The 15,192-nt window shown below is 67.2% G+C and carries 10 protein-coding genes; 4 read left to right on the top strand and 6 right to left on the bottom strand.

Annotation, left to right across the window (positions count from 1 at the left end; translation table 11 throughout):
• Positions 1-69 precede the first annotated feature (69 nt).
• Positions 70-2,154, bottom strand: a complete 2,085-nt coding sequence (locus PVW48_RS01240) for a ComEC/Rec2 family competence protein (RefSeq protein WP_274579917.1) — start codon at positions 2,152-2,154, stop codon at positions 70-72.
• Positions 2,155-2,262: 108 nt separating this feature from the next.
• Between PVW48_RS01240 and gltX the strand changes: the two genes are divergently transcribed.
• The 4 genes from gltX (at position 2,263) to PVW48_RS01220 (ending at position 7,343) form a co-directional block, all read left to right on the top strand.
• On the top strand, positions 2,263-3,678 hold the full coding sequence (gene gltX, locus PVW48_RS01235; protein WP_274579916.1) for a glutamate--tRNA ligase: 1,416 nt from the start codon (positions 2,263-2,265) through the stop codon (positions 3,676-3,678).
• A 115-nt stretch (positions 3,679-3,793) separates the two neighbouring features.
• Positions 3,794-5,086 carry a citrate synthase gene (gene gltA / locus PVW48_RS01230; protein WP_012178478.1) on the top strand — a complete coding sequence of 431 codons (1,293 nt, stop codon included), beginning with the start codon at positions 3,794-3,796 and terminating at the stop codon, positions 5,084-5,086.
• Positions 5,087-5,355: 269 nt separating this feature from the next.
• On the top strand, positions 5,356-5,793 hold the full coding sequence (locus PVW48_RS01225; protein ID WP_012178479.1) for a universal stress protein: 438 nt from the start codon (positions 5,356-5,358) through the stop codon (positions 5,791-5,793).
• Positions 5,794-5,804: 11 nt separating this feature from the next.
• Positions 5,805-7,343: an alanine/glycine:cation symporter family protein gene (locus PVW48_RS01220; protein ID WP_012178480.1), complete on the top strand. Its 1,539-nt coding sequence runs from the start codon at positions 5,805-5,807 to the stop codon at positions 7,341-7,343.
• Positions 7,344-7,502: 159 nt separating this feature from the next.
• Here the strand turns inward: PVW48_RS01220 and uvrA are convergent, their stop codons facing one another.
• The 5 genes from uvrA to PVW48_RS01195 all read right to left on the bottom strand — a co-directional run bounded on the left by uvrA (position 7,503) and on the right by PVW48_RS01195 (position 15,121).
• Positions 7,503-10,364, bottom strand: a complete 2,862-nt coding sequence (uvrA, locus tag PVW48_RS01215; RefSeq protein WP_274579915.1) for an excinuclease ABC subunit UvrA — start codon at positions 10,362-10,364, stop codon at positions 7,503-7,505.
• A 101-nt stretch (positions 10,365-10,465) separates the two neighbouring features.
• Positions 10,466-11,638 (bottom strand): MFS transporter, encoded by a 1,173-nt coding sequence (locus PVW48_RS01210; RefSeq protein ID WP_274579914.1) that lies wholly within the window; start codon positions 11,636-11,638, stop codon positions 10,466-10,468.
• A gap of 64 nt (positions 11,639-11,702) precedes the next feature.
• Complete coding sequence (gene lpdA, locus PVW48_RS01205; protein WP_274579913.1) at positions 11,703-13,100, bottom strand: dihydrolipoyl dehydrogenase; 1,398 nt, start codon at positions 13,098-13,100, stop codon at positions 11,703-11,705.
• A gap of 64 nt (positions 13,101-13,164) precedes the next feature.
• Positions 13,165-13,758 (bottom strand): DUF924 family protein, encoded by a 594-nt coding sequence (locus tag PVW48_RS01200; protein ID WP_012178484.1) that lies wholly within the window; start codon positions 13,756-13,758, stop codon positions 13,165-13,167.
• Positions 13,759-13,831: 73 nt separating this feature from the next.
• On the bottom strand, positions 13,832-15,121 hold the full coding sequence (locus PVW48_RS01195; protein WP_274579912.1) for an MFS transporter: 1,290 nt from the start codon (positions 15,119-15,121) through the stop codon (positions 13,832-13,834).
• Positions 15,122-15,192: the final 71 nt, after the last annotated feature.

Genomic DNA, 15,192 nt, shown 5'->3' with positions numbered 1-15,192 from the left:
CAGACGATTTGCACGGCAGCAGGGCTGCGCGCCTCCAAGAGTTTTCGAAAACTCTTGGCCCGCGGCGGCTCAGCGGGTCGGCTCCGCGCCCGGCGCGCGGGCCAGGCGGCCCGGCGTGGTCGCACGTGCGGCCCCAGTCCACATCCGCTGCTCTTCTGCGGACTTCGCGCGGACCACCTGCAACCCGTCCTCGGTCACCGAGACCGCCAGCGCGCCTGTCCGACGCAGATCCCAGGCGTCGATGCTCTCGCAGGCCCCGGTGCTGCGCGGCAGCCGCGTGTTGGCCACCACCAGGTCCGCCGCGGCACAGGCCTCCAGAAACTGCGCCGCACCGGTCTTGCCGCGCAGCTGGATCACCCGGTAGGGCCCGAGGGCCACGCTGACCGCCCCCTTACCCGCCTCGATCCCCGCGCGCGCTGCCGCCACGTCCTGCGCCACCCCGTCGCCGTCATTCTCAAGCCAGTTGCGCGCAGCGAACCCGTCACCGCGGCCCTTGCTGAGCGCGCGTCCCTGCTCGGTCATCACGCCCAGCAGCCCGCCCGTGTCGGAGATCAGCAGCTCTGGCCGGTCGGACTGGGTCCAGAGCCCCAGGGCCAGCACCACCGGCGCCAGCCCCGCCCATCGCGCCCGCCAGGGCAAAAGCCCCACCACCAGTGCTCCCAGCACGATCAACGGCAGCACCACGGGCATCGGGCGGACCACATGGCCCACCGCCCCCTCCAGCCCCGCGACCGTGCCGGCCACCCAGAGGATCCAGCGGATCCCGACCTCCATCGCGAAGAGACCGACCCCCTCCAGCCCCAGGGGCACGCCCGCCAGCGCCACCAGCGCGCCGGGCATCACCAGCGTGCCCATGACCGGCACCGAGGCCAGGTTCGCGATCAGCCCGTAATGGGCGACGATGTTGAAATGCGCCGCCGCAATGGGGGCCGTGGCCGCCCCCGCCACCGCCGAGGACAGCAAGAGCGAGGCCGTCCCCTTGGCCCATTTCGGAATGCCCCGCCACCAGCGCACATCGCGCAGATGGGCATAGGTGATGACCAGCGCCGTGGTCGCGGCAAACGACATCTGGAACCCCGGGCCCAGCACCGCCTCGGGCCTGAGCGCCAGCACCAGCAGCGCCGCCCAGGCGACCGAACGCAGGGACAGCGCCCGGCGGTCGAAACACACGCCCACCAGGATCATCGCCACCATGATGAAGGCCCGCTCCGTCGCCACGCTCATGCCCGAGATGAACAGGTAGACGACCGCCGCGCCCAGGGCGCAGACCGCCGCCACCTTCTTGACCGGCACGCGCAGCGCCAGCCAGGGCCACAGCGCCATTAGACTGCGCAGGCCCAGAAACACCGTACCCGTGAGCAACCCCATATGCAGGCCGGAGATCGCCAGCAGATGGGCAAGGTTCGAGCCGCGCAGGTCTTCGACATGGGCGCGGTCGATGGCCGCCCGGTCGCCGGTGATGATCGCCGAGGCGAAGGCCCCGGGCTGGCCCGCGATCCGGTCGCGGATCGCCTTGGACAGCTTCAGCCGGGTCTCGTAGACACGCTCGGCGAAGCTCAGCTGCGCAGGCTCCGCCCAGAGGACAACGGGCACGCGGGTGTAGCCCACGGCCCCCAGCCCCTCGAACCAGGCATGGCGGCGAAAGTCGAAGCCGCCCGGCTCCACCGGCGCGTTGGGCGGCGACAGATGCCCGGTGGTCATCACGACCTGGCCCGGGCGTGGCGGCACCTCGGGCAACGGCCCGTGGAGCGACACCCGCACCCGCGCCGGGCGGCGGTCGGGCGCGACATCCTCCAGCCGCACATCTGCGAGGGTCAGGCGCATCGCCCCGGCATAGGAGCTGTCGATCTCGACGATGCGCCCCTCGATCGGCCCGTAATAGCGAAAGGGCAGCACCGGGGCGGCCACATCCGCCGTGCGCCAGGCCGCGAGCCCGTAGCCCCCCGCCGCCAGCGCCAGCGCCCAGCCCAGGGGCCGCAGGGACCAGGGCGCAAAGAGCCCCCAGAGCAGGCCGAAGGCAGCACATGACCACACCAGCCGCAGCACCGCCAGGGACGGCTCGCCCGCGGGCAGAAAATAGGCCAGCATCCCGCAGCCCAGCACCACGGGGGCCCAGGGGAACAGCACCTGCCGTACCTCTGCGTATTGGGTCACTTGTCCTGTCCCGCCGGGTTGGGTAAGTCCTGCGCAACCTTATCGAAACCTTGGTTGCCAATTGGTTAATGCGCCCGCCGCGCGCCCCCCAACGCGCAGGAGATCCCCATGAGCCCAACCGACGCCTCGCCCGTCGTCACCCGCTTCGCCCCCTCGCCCACGGGCTACCTGCATATTGGCGGGGCGCGCACGGCGTTGTTCAACTGGCTCTATGCGCGCGGCCGCGGCGGCAAGTTCCTCTTGCGGATCGAGGATACGGACAAGGCCCGCTCGACGGCGGAGGCGACGGAGGCGATCTTCGCCGGGCTGCGCTGGCTCGGGCTCGACTGGGACGGCGACGCGGTCAGCCAGGCCGAGGGCGCCGCGCGTCATGCGGAGGTCGCCCGGGCGCTGCTGGAGGCGGGCAAGGCCTACAAGTGCTTCGCCACCCAGGACGAGATTGCGGCGTTTCGCGAGGCCGCCCGCGCCGAGGGCCGGTCGACCCTCTTTCGCTCGCCCTGGCGCGACGCGGACCCCGCCAGCCATCCGGACGCGCCCTATGTCATCCGGATCAAGGCCCCGCAGGAGGGCACAACGGTGATCGCCGACCAGGTGCAGGGGGATGTGCGCATCCGCAACGACCAGCTCGACGACATGATCCTGCTGCGCTCCGACGGCTCGCCGGTCTACATGCTGGCGGTGGTGGTGGACGATCACGACATGGGGGTGACCCACGTGATCCGGGGCGACGACCATCTCAACAACGCCGCGCGCCAGATGATGATCTACGACGCGATGGGCTGGGACATGCCGGTCTTCGCCCATATCCCGCTGATCCACGGGCCCGACGGCAAGAAGCTCAGCAAGCGCCACGGCGCGCTGGGGGTCGAGGAATACCAGGCGATGGGCTATCCGGCGCAAGCCATGCGCAACTACCTCGCCCGGCTCGGCTGGTCCCATGGCGACGACGAGTTTTTCGACGACGGCCAGGCGCAGGCCTGGTTCGACCTGGATGGAATCGGTAAATCGCCGGCGCGGCTGGACCTGAAAAAGCTCGACAACCTGTCCGGGCAACACCTGGGCGTCATGGCGGATGAGGCGATTGTCGCAGGTGCACAAGGATACCTCGCCGCCACCGGGGCACCGCCCCTCACCGAAGCCCAGGAGACGGGTTTGTCGCGTGCGATGTATTGCCTCAAGGACCGGGCCAAGAAATTTCCCGACCTGCTTGAAAAGGCTCACTTTATCCTGGCGTCGCGACCAATCGACCCGGACCCGAAAGCCGCGAAATCCCTCGACACTGTATCCCGTGGTATACTGGCTGAATTGACGCCGCAGCTGCAAAATGCTAGCTGGACGCGCGACACGCTTGAAGGCGTTGTGGGCGGTCTGGCAGAGGCCCATGGGTTGGGCCTGGGCAAGCTCGCTGCCCCGTTGCGCGCTGCTCTGGCCGGGCGTTCCGCGACGCCCAGCGTTTTTGACATGATGCTCGTTCTGGGCCGCGACGAGACGCTCGCGCGCCTGTCCGACGCCACATCCGCGTGAGGGGGACGCCGGTCGACCGGCCCCCCGACACGCCAAGACACAACCGGTCACAAGACCGACCATGCCAAGATCGCCGCATCCCCCCGGGGCGAGGGCGTTACAAAAAGGGACAGACATGGCCGAACAGAAAACCGCGACCCTGCACATAGGCGACAAGTCCATCGAGTTGCCGATCTACTCGCCCACGGCGGGGCCGGACGTGCTGGATATCCGCAAACTCTACGCCCAGGGCAACGTGTTCACCTACGATCCGGGCTTCACCTCCACCGCCTCCTGCGACAGCACGATCACCTTCATCGACGGGGACAAGGGCGAGCTGCTGCATCGCGGCTATCCGATCGACCAGCTGGCGGAGAAGTCCCACTACCTGGAGGTCTGCTACCTGCTGCTCTATGGCGAGCTGCCGACGGCCGCGGAGCTGGAGGATTTCGAGAGCCGTGTGACCAACCACACGATGCTGCACGAGCAGATGATGAACTTCTTCCGGGGCTTCCGTCGGGACGCGCACCCGATGGCGGTCATGGTGGGCGTGGTCGGCGCGATGTCGGCCTTCTACCACGACAGCACCGACATCGCCGATCCGTGGCAGCGCGAGGTCGCCTCGATCCGGCTGATCGCCAAGATGCCGACCATCGCCGCCTGGGCATTCAAGTATTCCATCGGCCAGCCCTTCGTCTATCCGCGCAACGATCTGGACTACGCGTCCAACTTCCTGCGCATGTGCTTTGCCGTGCCGACCGAGGATTACGTGGTCGACCCGATCCTGAGCCGCGCGATGGACCGGATCTTCACCCTGCACGCGGATCACGAGCAGAACGCCTCGACATCGACCGTGCGGCTGGCCTCGTCCTCGGGCGCCAACCCGTTTGCCTGCATCGCCGCCGGCATCGCCTGCCTCTGGGGTCCGGCCCATGGCGGCGCGAACCAGGCGTGCCTGGAGATGCTGCAAGAGATCGGCAGCGTCGACCGCATCCCCGAGTATATCGCCCGCGCCAAGGACAAGGACGACCCCTTCCGCCTGATGGGGTTCGGCCACCGGGTCTACAAGAACTTCGATCCGCGCGCCAAGGTGATGAAGCAATCGGCCGACGAGGTTCTCGAACTGCTGGGGGTCGAGAACAACCCGATCCTGCAGGTCGCCAAGGAGCTGGAGGCCGCCGCACTGGCCGACCCCTATTTCGCCGACAAGAAGCTCTTCCCGAACGTGGATTTCTACTCGGGCATCATCCTCGAGGCGATGGGCTTCCCCACGGCGATGTTCACCCCGATCTTCGCGGTGTCGCGGACCGTGGGCTGGATCAGCCAGTGGAAAGAACAGCTGGAGGATCCGAATCTGAAAATCGGGCGTCCGCGGCAGCTCTACCAGGGCGTGACCCTGCGCGACTACGTGGATGTAGAGAAGCGCTGAGCACCCCACACCCCCTGCCCCCACATCAAGGGCCGTCCTTCGGGGCGGCCTTTTTCTTTGAGCAGAACACCCTCTGCTGTGCATCTGCGCAGAAATTCGACCATAACCTTCGGTTTTGGTGCTACAATGGAAAAGGTCTGCTGCTCTGCGCGGATTTGCGCGGCACTGCGTGACCCAGGCTCCGGTCCCGGCCGGGGTGGACGACACAGGCGGGTTTGTCCCGTCTCAGGCCCCCAAGAGCACAAGAAACGGAGATTTAGGGATTAACCATGACAAGCAAAATCGTTGTCGGATTGGACGGCAGCCAATCCGGGGAGCGCGCGCTGACCTACGCACAAGGGTTGGCGCAGCGTCTTGAAAGTTGTGAAATCATCGTCGCGTTCATCATCGAATGGTCGCCATACACCTTCCAGACCGCCGAAGAGAACGCACAGCGCCACAAGCGCCGCGAGGAAGAGATCTCAACCGCCCGCGCGCGGGTGGTGGACCCGGCGGTCAAGGCCCTGAGCGCGGCGGGATTTGCCGCCACGGGCGTGGTGCGCCACGGGGATGTGGCCGATCTTCTGGACAAGATCGCCAAGAAGGACGGCGCGGAACAGATTGTCGTGGCCCGAAGTTCCGAGGGCGGTTTCGTCAACCGCGTCTTCGGCACCTCGACCGTCAATCTCGTGCTGCATGCCAGCGTCCCCGTCACCGTCGTCCCGTGAGGAACCCCGATATGAAAACCCCGATCTCTGCCGCGCTCGCCCTCGCGCTGAGCGCGACGGCCTTGCGTGCCCAGGAAGCCCGCACCATCGACCAGGCCGTCAACGAAACCTTCGCCGCCGTGACCGGGCCCTTCGTCGGCCTGATCTTCGCGCCCCTGCCGGGCACGTCCTTTCCGTGGATCGTGCTTTGGCTGGTGGTCGCCGCCAGTATCTTCACGGTCTATTTCGGTTTCATCCAGCTGCGCGGCTTCGTGCACTCGATCAAGCTGGTCAAGGGCGACTATGCCGACCCGGATGACGCCGGCGAGGTCAGCCATTTCCAGGCGCTGGCCACCGCGCTCTCGGGCACCGTGGGGCTTGGCAACATCGCCGGGGTCGCGGTCGCCGTGGGCATCGGCGGGCCCGGCGCGACCTTCTGGATGATCTTCGCGGGTCTTCTGGGCATGGCGTCGAAATTCACCGAATGCACGCTCGGCGTGAAATACCGAAACGAGTATCCGGACGGCACCGTCTCGGGCGGCCCGATGTACTACATCTCCAAGGGTTTCGCCGAGAAGGGCATGCCCGGCGGCAAGTTCATGGCGGTGCTGTTCTCGATCTTCTGTATCCTCGGGGCGCTGGGGGGCGGGAACATGTTCCAGGCCAACCAGGCCCATGCGCAGATCTCGGGCATCGTCGGGGACTATCCCGGCTGGATCACGGGCATCATCTTCGCGGCGGTCGTCTTCGCGGTGATCGTGGGCGGGATCAAATCCATCGCCAAGGTCACCGAGAAGGTCGTGCCCTTCATGGGCATCCTCTATGTCGCGGCGGCGCTGGTCATCCTGCTGGTCAATATCGACCAGATCGGCTGGGCCTTCGGGCAGATCTTCGAAGGGGCCTTCACTGGGCTCGGCGTGGCGGGCGGTTTCGTCGGCGCGCTGATCCAGGGCTTCAAGCGGGCTGCGTTCTCCAACGAGGCGGGCGTCGGCTCGGCGGCCATCGCCCACTCGGCGGTCAAGACCAAGGAGCCGGTGACCGAAGGCTATGTCTCGCTGCTCGAGCCGTTCATCGACACGGTGGTGATCTGCACCATGACCGCGCTGGTGATCACCATCTCGGGCCAGCTGATGATCAACCCCGATACCGGCCTCTACATGGTCGAGAACGGCGCGATCATGACCGTGGACGGCAATTCCGGCGTGGCGCTGACCTCGGCGGCCTTCGCGACCGGGTTCTCCTGGTTTCCCTACGTGCTCGCCATCGCGGTGGTGCTCTTCGCCTTCTCGACCATGATCTCTTGGTCTTATTACGGGCTGAAGGCCTGGACCTACCTCTTCGGGGAGGGCAGGACCAAGGAGCTGGTCTTCAAGGTCATCTTCTGCGTTTTCGTGGTGATCGGCGCGGCCGCCAGCCTCGGCCCGGTGATCGACTTCTCCGACGCGGCGATCTTCGCCATGGCGGTGGTCAACATCGCGGCCCTCTACGTGCTGATGCCCGTGGTCAAGGCGGAGCTTGCCTCCTACCGCGCAAGGCTGGACTCCGGCGAGATCCGCGAGTTCAAGGAATAATCGCACCGGGGCCGCCTGTCCGGGCGGCCCCGCCCCGTCTTCTTTTGTGCCGAAATACTCCGGGGGAGTCGCCCACAGGGCGACGGGGGCAGCGCCCCCCTTCTCTGCAAAAGACATGCGCCGTCAGGCGCACCTTTCCGCAACCGCGGGTGACGCGCCCTATTCCGCCGCCACCCGCTTGGCGCCCGCGAGCATGGGCTTGAGGTAGCGGCCCGTGTGGCTTTCGGCGACCTCGGCCACCTGCTCCGGCGTGCCGGTTGCGACCAGCGTGCCGCCCCCGTCCCCGCCTTCGGGGCCGATATCGATCAGCCAGTCGGCGGTCTTGATGACGTCGAGATTGTGCTCGATCACCACCACGGTGTTGCCCTGCTCCACCAACTCGTGCAGCACCTCCAGCAGCTTGCGCACATCCTCGAAATGCAGCCCCGTGGTCGGCTCGTCCAGGATATAGAGCGTCCGGCCCGTGGACCGCTTGGCCAACTCCTTGCTGAGCTTGACGCGCTGCGCCTCGCCGCCCGAGAGGGTCGTCGCCTGCTGACCCACCTTGATATAGCCGAGCCCCACCCGCATCAGCGCATCCATCTTCTCGCGGATCGACGGGACCGCCTTGAAGAACTCCTGCGCGTCCTCGACCGTCATGTCCAGCACATCGGCGATGGACTTGCCCTTGAACGTCACCTCCAGGGTCTCGCGGTTGTACCGCTTGCCCTTGCAGGTCTCGCATTCGACATAGACATCCGGCAAAAAGTGCATCTCGATCTTGATGACCCCGTCGCCCTGGCACGCCTCGCAGCGTCCGCCCTTCACGTTGAAGGAAAACCGCCCCGGCTTGTAGCCGCGCGTCCTGGCCTCGGGGAGCCCGGCAAACCAGTCGCGGATCGGCGTGAACGCGCCCGTGTAGGTCGCCGGGTTCGACCGCGGCGTGCGCCCGATGGGCCGCTGGTCGATGTCGATGACCTTGTCGAGATGCTCCAACCCCTTGATGGTCTCGCAGGGTGCCGGCGTCTGGCGCGCCCCGTTCAGCCGCATGGACGCGGTCTTGAACAGGGTCTCGATGGTCAGGGTGGACTTGCCGCCCCCCGACACGCCGGTCACGCAGACGAATGTGCCCAGGGGGAAATCCACCGTCAGGTCCTGCAGGTTGTTGCCCGTGGCTTTGCGCACCGTGACCTTTTTCTTGTTGCCCTTGCGCCGTGTCGCGGGCACCGGGATCTCGCGCCGCCCGGCGAGGTAATCGCCGGTGATCGAGGCCGGGTTGGCCATGATCTGGGCCGGCGTGCCATGGGCCACCACCTGGCCGCCATGCACCCCCGCGCCGGGGCCGATGTCGAAAACGTAATCGGCCTCCCGCACGGCCTCCTCGTCATGCTCGACCACGATCACCGTGTTGCCCTGGTCGCGCAGGTTCTTCAGCGTCGTGAGCAGCCGGTCATTGTCGCGCTGATGCAGCCCGATGGACGGCTCGTCGAGCACGTAGAGCACCCCGGTCAGCCCCGATCCGATCTGGCTCGCCAGCCGGATCCGCTGGCTTTCACCGCCCGAGAGCGTGCCGGCATTGCGGCTGAGCGTGAGGTATTCGAGACCCACATTGTTGAGAAAGCCGAGCCGTTCGCGGATCTCCTTGAGGATAGCGCGGGCGATCTCGTTCTTCTGCACGCTCAGGTGCTCCGGCACGGTCCGGCACCAGTCATGCGCCTCCCGGATCGACATCTGCACCACCTCGCCCACATGGAGCCCGGCGATCTTCACCGCCAGCGCCTCGGCCCGCAGGCGGTAACCACCGCAGGTCCCGCAGGAGCGGTTGTTCTGATAGCGCTCGAATTCCTCCCGGATCCAGCTGCTGTCGGTCTCGCGGTAGCGTCGCTCCATGTTGGGGATCACCCCCTCGAAGGCGCGGCTGACCTGGTAGACCCGGCCGCCCTCGTCGTAGCGGAAGGTGATCTCTTCCTCGCCGGAGCCGCGCAGGAACACCTCCTGCACCTTTTCGGGCAGGGCCTTCCACGGGGTCTTGGGGTCGAATTCGTAATGCTTGGCGATGGCGTTGATGGTCTGCAGGAAATAGGGCGACTTGCCCTTGCGCCAGGGCGCCAGCGCCCCGTTGGCCAGCGTCAGCGTGGCATCCGGCACCACGAGGCGCTCGTCGAAGAACAGCTCGACGCCCAACCCGTCGCAGGCCGGACAGGCCCCGAAGGGCGCGTTGAACGAAAACAACCGCGGCTCGATTTCCGGAATGGTGAAGCCCGACACCGGGCAGGCGAATTTTTCCGAGAACGTGTGCCGCTCCGGCTCCCCCTCCGTCGGGGCGGTCTCCAGGATCGCGATCCCGTCGGCGAGGTCGAGTGCGGTGCGGAAGCTGTCGGCCAGCCGGGTCTCGATCCCCTCCTTCACAACGATCCGGTCCACCACCACGTCGATATCGTGGCGGAATTTCTTGTCCAGCGTGGGCGGGCTGTCGAGGTCGTGGAATGCGCCGTCGACCTTCACCCGCTGGAACCCCTGCTTGCGCAGCTCCAGGAATTCCTTGCGGTATTCGCCCTTGCGGTCGCGGATGATCGGGGCCAGCAGGTAGGCGCGCGTCCCCTCCTCCATCGCCATCACCCGGTCCACCATGTCCTGCACCTGCTGTGCTTCGATGGGCAGACCGGTGGCGGGGCTGTAGGGCGTGCCGACCCGCGCGAAGAGCAGCCGCATGTAGTCGTAGATTTCCGTCACCGTACCGACGGTGGAGCGCGGGTTCTTCGAGGTCGTCTTCTGCTCGATCGAGATCGCCGGGCTCAGGCCCGAGATGTGATCCACATCGGGCTTCTGCATCATGTCGAGGAACTGGCGCGCATAGGCGCTGAGACTCTCGACATAGCGGCGCTGGCCCTCGGCATAGATCGTGTCGAAGGCAAGCGACGACTTGCCCGAGCCCGACAGCCCGGTGATCACCACCAGCTGGTCGCGGGGAATGTCCACGTCGATGGATTTGAGGTTGTGCTCGCGCGCGCCGCGCACCTCGATCTTCTTCAACTCCGGCATGGGGGCCTCATGTTAACGGTTCCCTCACACATAGGGGTTGGCGTGCGAGTCTCCAATCGAAAAACGCGAACGAAGGGGGAACGGACGCACAGCGCTGCGCCTCAGGCGGCGCGTCGCGCCAGGTGCAGCCCCCAATGGGCCGCCGCCCCCGCCAGCAACAGCGCGCAGAGCGTCGCCATCATCACCCCGTGCCCGCCCAGGCTCGCCAGCGCGAACAGGACCGGCGTGCCCAGCGTGTTGCCGATATTGCCGGTCTGGGCCATGGCCCCATTGGCCAGCGCGCGGTCCTGCGCCCCGGGGTTCAGGTCCGGCACGGCGGCAAAGCTCGCCCCCTGCACCAGCCCGAGCGCGGCCGCGAACGCAAGGCAGATCGCGGGCGATCCGGGCAAGGCCAGCAGGGCCAGCGCGCAAGCTGCCGAGGCCAGGAACCCGATCTGTATCACCGCGATGGACGACATCCGCCGCAGCATCCACACCCCCAGGGTCATCGAGGTGGCAATGCTCAGCAGCGGCATCGCCCCGATCAGGAAGGCGCGCTGGCCCGGGTCCAGGTAAGGCGGCAGCAGCGTCAGCAGCGACACGAAACAGAAGGTATAGAACAGCCACCCCGCCGCCGGGGCCGACAGCCGCGGGGAGCGGTAGATCGCCAAATGCTGCCGCGCCAGCGCGCCCAGTCCCGGCAGGGGCGGCACCGGCCCGGTGGGCACCTCCGGCAAGGACCGCGACAGCGCCAGCGCGGCAGCGGACATGAACAGCGCATGGGCCAGAAACAGCGCGGGCGCCCCGGCCCGGTCCACCAGTGGCAGGCCCGCCCAGCTGAGAATGGCAAAGGCCACGCCGAAAAACGTCCCCCACAGGGTCAGGGTCAGCCCCCGGTCGCGCTCCGCGCTGAGGCTGGCGATCAGGGTCGGAGCCGCGACCACGATCGCCAGATGCGACGCCCCCTCCACCAGGCGCGAGGCGAGAAACAGCCACAGCGGCGGCGCCAGCCCCTGCAGCAGCGACATCGCCGCCCCAAGCCACAGCGCCCAGATCAGCGCGCGCCGCAGGGTCAGGCGCGCCACAACGATCCCCGCGGTGATGCCCAGCACGATCCCCACCCCGCCGACCAGCGAGACCGCCCAACCCAGAAGCGCCCCGGCCTCCGGGTAAAGCGCGGGCAGGCGGTCGAAGATCACCGACACCTTGCCGTATTGCGCCGCCGCCCCCAGCCCCGCGCCCCACAGAAGGAGAACGCGCGGCCAGTCGGTCACGGAGGGGACGGCATGGGTCATGGCTCTGCGCTAGCGCGCCCGGCGGGGCCGCGCAAGGGCGCACCATGCGCGATCCGCGAGGCGATCAGAAATGCAGGGCGCGGCCGTAGGCGTCGAGCACCGACTCGTGCATCATCTCGCTGAGCGTGGGGTGCGGGAAGACCGTGTTCATCAGGTCCTCCTCGGTGGTCTCCAGCTGCCGACCCACCACATAGCCCTGGATCAGCTCGGTGACTTCGGCGCCCACCATATGCGCGCCCAGCAACTCGCCCGTGCCCGCGTCGAACACGGTCTTGATCATGCCCTCCGGCTCGCCCAGGGCGATGGCCTTGCCGTTGCCGATGAACGGAAAGCGGCCGACCTTGATCTTGTGCCCGGCCTCTTTCGCCTGGGCCTCGGTCATGCCGACGCTGGCGATCTGGGGCTGGCAATAGGTGCAGCCCGCAATGCTGTCCGGGGTGACCGGATGCACGTCGTTCCTGCCGGCGATCAGTTCGGCCACCATCACGCCCTCGTGGCTGGCCTTGTGTGCCAGCCAGGGCGCACCGGCCAGATCGCCGATGGCATAGAGCCCCTCGACGCCCGTCCGGCAATAGGCATCCGTGACCACATGGGTTTTCTCGACCCGCACGCCGAGCGCCTCCAGCCCCAGCCCTTCGGTATTGCCGACGATCCCCACGGCGGAAATCACGGTGTCGAATGTCTCGGCGGTGGTCTTGCCGCCCTGCTCGATCTGCGCGGTCACCGTGCCCTTGCCGCGCTCGAGGCTCTTGACCATGGCCTTCTCGCGGATGGTCATGCCCTGCTTCTCGAACTGCTTCTTGGCAAAGCCGCTGATCTCGGCATCCTCGACCGGCAGGATCCGGTCCATCACCTCGACCACGGTCGTCTCGGTCCCCAAGGTATTGTAGAAGCTGGCGAATTCGATCCCGATGGCCCCCGATCCGATCACCAGCAGCTTCTTCGGCATCCGCTTGGGCGTCAGCGCGTGCTTGTAGGTCCAGACCAGATCGCCATCGGCCTCCAGCCCCGGCAGCTCGCGGGCCCGCGCGCCGGTGGCCAGCACCACATGGGGCGCGCGCAGGGTCTCGGTGCCCTTGTCGGTCTTGACGGCAACCGTGCCCTTGGCGGGCAGACTGGCCTCGCCCATGACCACGGTGACCTTGTTCTTCTTCATCAGGTGCGAGACACCGGAATTGAGCTGCTTGGCAATCGCCCGGCTGCGCGCGACCACGGCGTCGAGGTCGTAGTCGACCCCGTCCGCCTTCAGCCCGAACTCCTTGGCGCGGTGCATCAGGTGAAACACCTCGGAGCTGCGCAGCATCGCCTTGGTCGGAATGCAGCCCCAGTTGAGGCAGATCCCGCCCATATGCTCGCGCTCGACGATCGCGACCTTGAGCCCGAGCTGGGCCGCCCGGATCGCGGCCACGTAGCCGCCCGGCCCGGCCCCGACCACCACCACGTCAAAGGATGTCTCAGCCATTTTCGGTCCTCCCGATCACCTGCGCGGCCATGCCCTAAATTGGTTTAGCCTTAAACCAAATCGCTCAAGCCCGCAAGGAAGCGTCCTCGGCCTCGATCGCGCGGACCACCGCGCCGTATCCGCCGCCGTCGAGAAACCGGGCCTCCTTCGGGGTCGTGTCCCGCCCCAGGGCGGTGTTGCGATGGGGAAAGCGGCCGAATTGCCGGATCACCCGGCGATGGGCCCGGGCATGGAGCAGATTGGACGCCCCGGTCTCGGGCATCCGCTCGGCGATCAGGCGCACGCAGCGTTCCTGGTCCGGCAGGGATTCGGCATGCATCATCGGCAGGTAGAAGAACTGCCGCTCCGGCTCGGCCACGCGCAGGTCCCAGCCGCGCTCCACCGCCTTCTTGGCCGCATGGACCGCGATCCCGTCGGTGGCAAAGGCCCGCCCGTCCTCGCGGAACATGTTGCGCGGGAACTGGTCGGTCAGGATCAGGTAGGCCAGCGTGCCCCGCGGGGTGACGCACCAGTCGGTCAGGGCCCCGCCCGCGGCGCGCTGCCACAGGTTGAGATACCGCTTGCGGATATCCGCATCGACGGACGCGTCCTGTTTGTACCACCCGGCCTCGCCCACCGTGTGAAGCCAGAAATCGAGAACTCCCTTGGGCGTGTGCATGCCAACCTCCCTGCGCCGCGCTCGCCCCATACTTGCGGGCAAAGCGGGCGCTGTTCAACACGGGAGTGACCGATCAGGCTGCGGTTTGTGTCCCGCTCGCCTCCTCGGCCGCCTCTTCGGCGGCCTCCTCGGCGGCTTCGACGGCGGCCTCCTGGGCCACGGCGACAGAAACCGGCGAGGCGCCCGGCGTGATCGGCTGGTAGGCGCCGCTGTCTTCGACCGAGACACTCGCCCGCCGCGTCATCCGGTAGAGCGCATAGGCGCACAGGCTCGCCATCAATCCGAAGACGAAGAGGAAAAAGCCCGCAGGCCCCACCTGCGACATCAGCCAGCCGGTAAAGACCGGCCCGGCCACGGCCCCCAGCCCGTTGGAGAACACCAGCCGCCCGGCGGCCGCGGACATGTCCGACGGTTCGAGATAGTCGTTGGTATAGGCGATCAGAAGACCATAGAGCGGGTTCGCCGCCCCGCCGATCAGGAAGCTGCTCGCGATCAGGCCGGGATACCCGCCCAGGCCGAACCCCGCCAGGATCGCCCCCACCGCCCCCATCCCCGCCAGTAGGCAGATCAGCAGGCGCCGGTCCATCCGGTCCGAGATCCAGCCCACGGGAAACTGCAGCACCAGCCCCCCGAGATAGAGCGTGGCGATGAAGGTCGACAGCTGCCCGATGCTCAGCCCGACCTCGGTGCCATAGACCGACGCCATCCCGAACAGCGCCGAGTAGACGCCCCCCATCAGGGTCATCCCCACCAGCCCCAGCGGCGAGACGTTGAACACCTGCCGGAAGCTCATGGGCGCCCCCGCCTCGTAGGGCGGTGCCGGGCTGATCGACAGCAGGATCGGCGCAAAGGAGATCGAGATCAGGATCGACGGCAGGATGAACATGATGTAGCCGGACGCGTCGCCCTGGCTGACCATCCACTGGGCGACCACGATCCCGCCGGTCAGAACCACGCCGTAGATCGCCATGGCGCTGCCGCGGTTCTCGTTGGTCGACGCGTTGTTGAGCCAGCTTTCGGCGGTGACGTAGACCCCTGCGAAACAGAAGCCCACGAGGATCCGCAACAGGCTCCAGATATAGGGGTCGGTGAAGACCGGAAACAGGATCAGCGCCGCCGAGATGAACGAACCGAGCGCCGCGAAGACCCGCACATGGCCGACCCGGCGGATCATCTCCGGCGCGGCACTGGACCCGCCCAGGAAACCCACGAAATAGCCGGTCATCACCAGCGACATCTCGAAGGTCGAGAACCCCTCGATCGCGCCGCGCACCCCGAGGATGGTGGCCAGAATGCCGTTGCCCGTCATCAGCAGCAGCACGCCGAGAAGCAGGGCCCAGGAGGAGCGGAAAACAGACAGCATACCAGTACCCTAGCGACGTATCGTGAGACCGTGTCAGAGCGGCCATGGCGGTGCAAGTCCATGACCGACGT

The sequence above is a fragment of the Dinoroseobacter sp. PD6 genome, from assembly GCF_028807315.1.
Lineage (GTDB): Bacteria > Pseudomonadota > Alphaproteobacteria > Rhodobacterales > Rhodobacteraceae > Dinoroseobacter > Dinoroseobacter shibae.
Note: the sequence above shows the minus strand (reverse complement) of the source record. Positions and strands in the feature narration are given on the sequence as shown.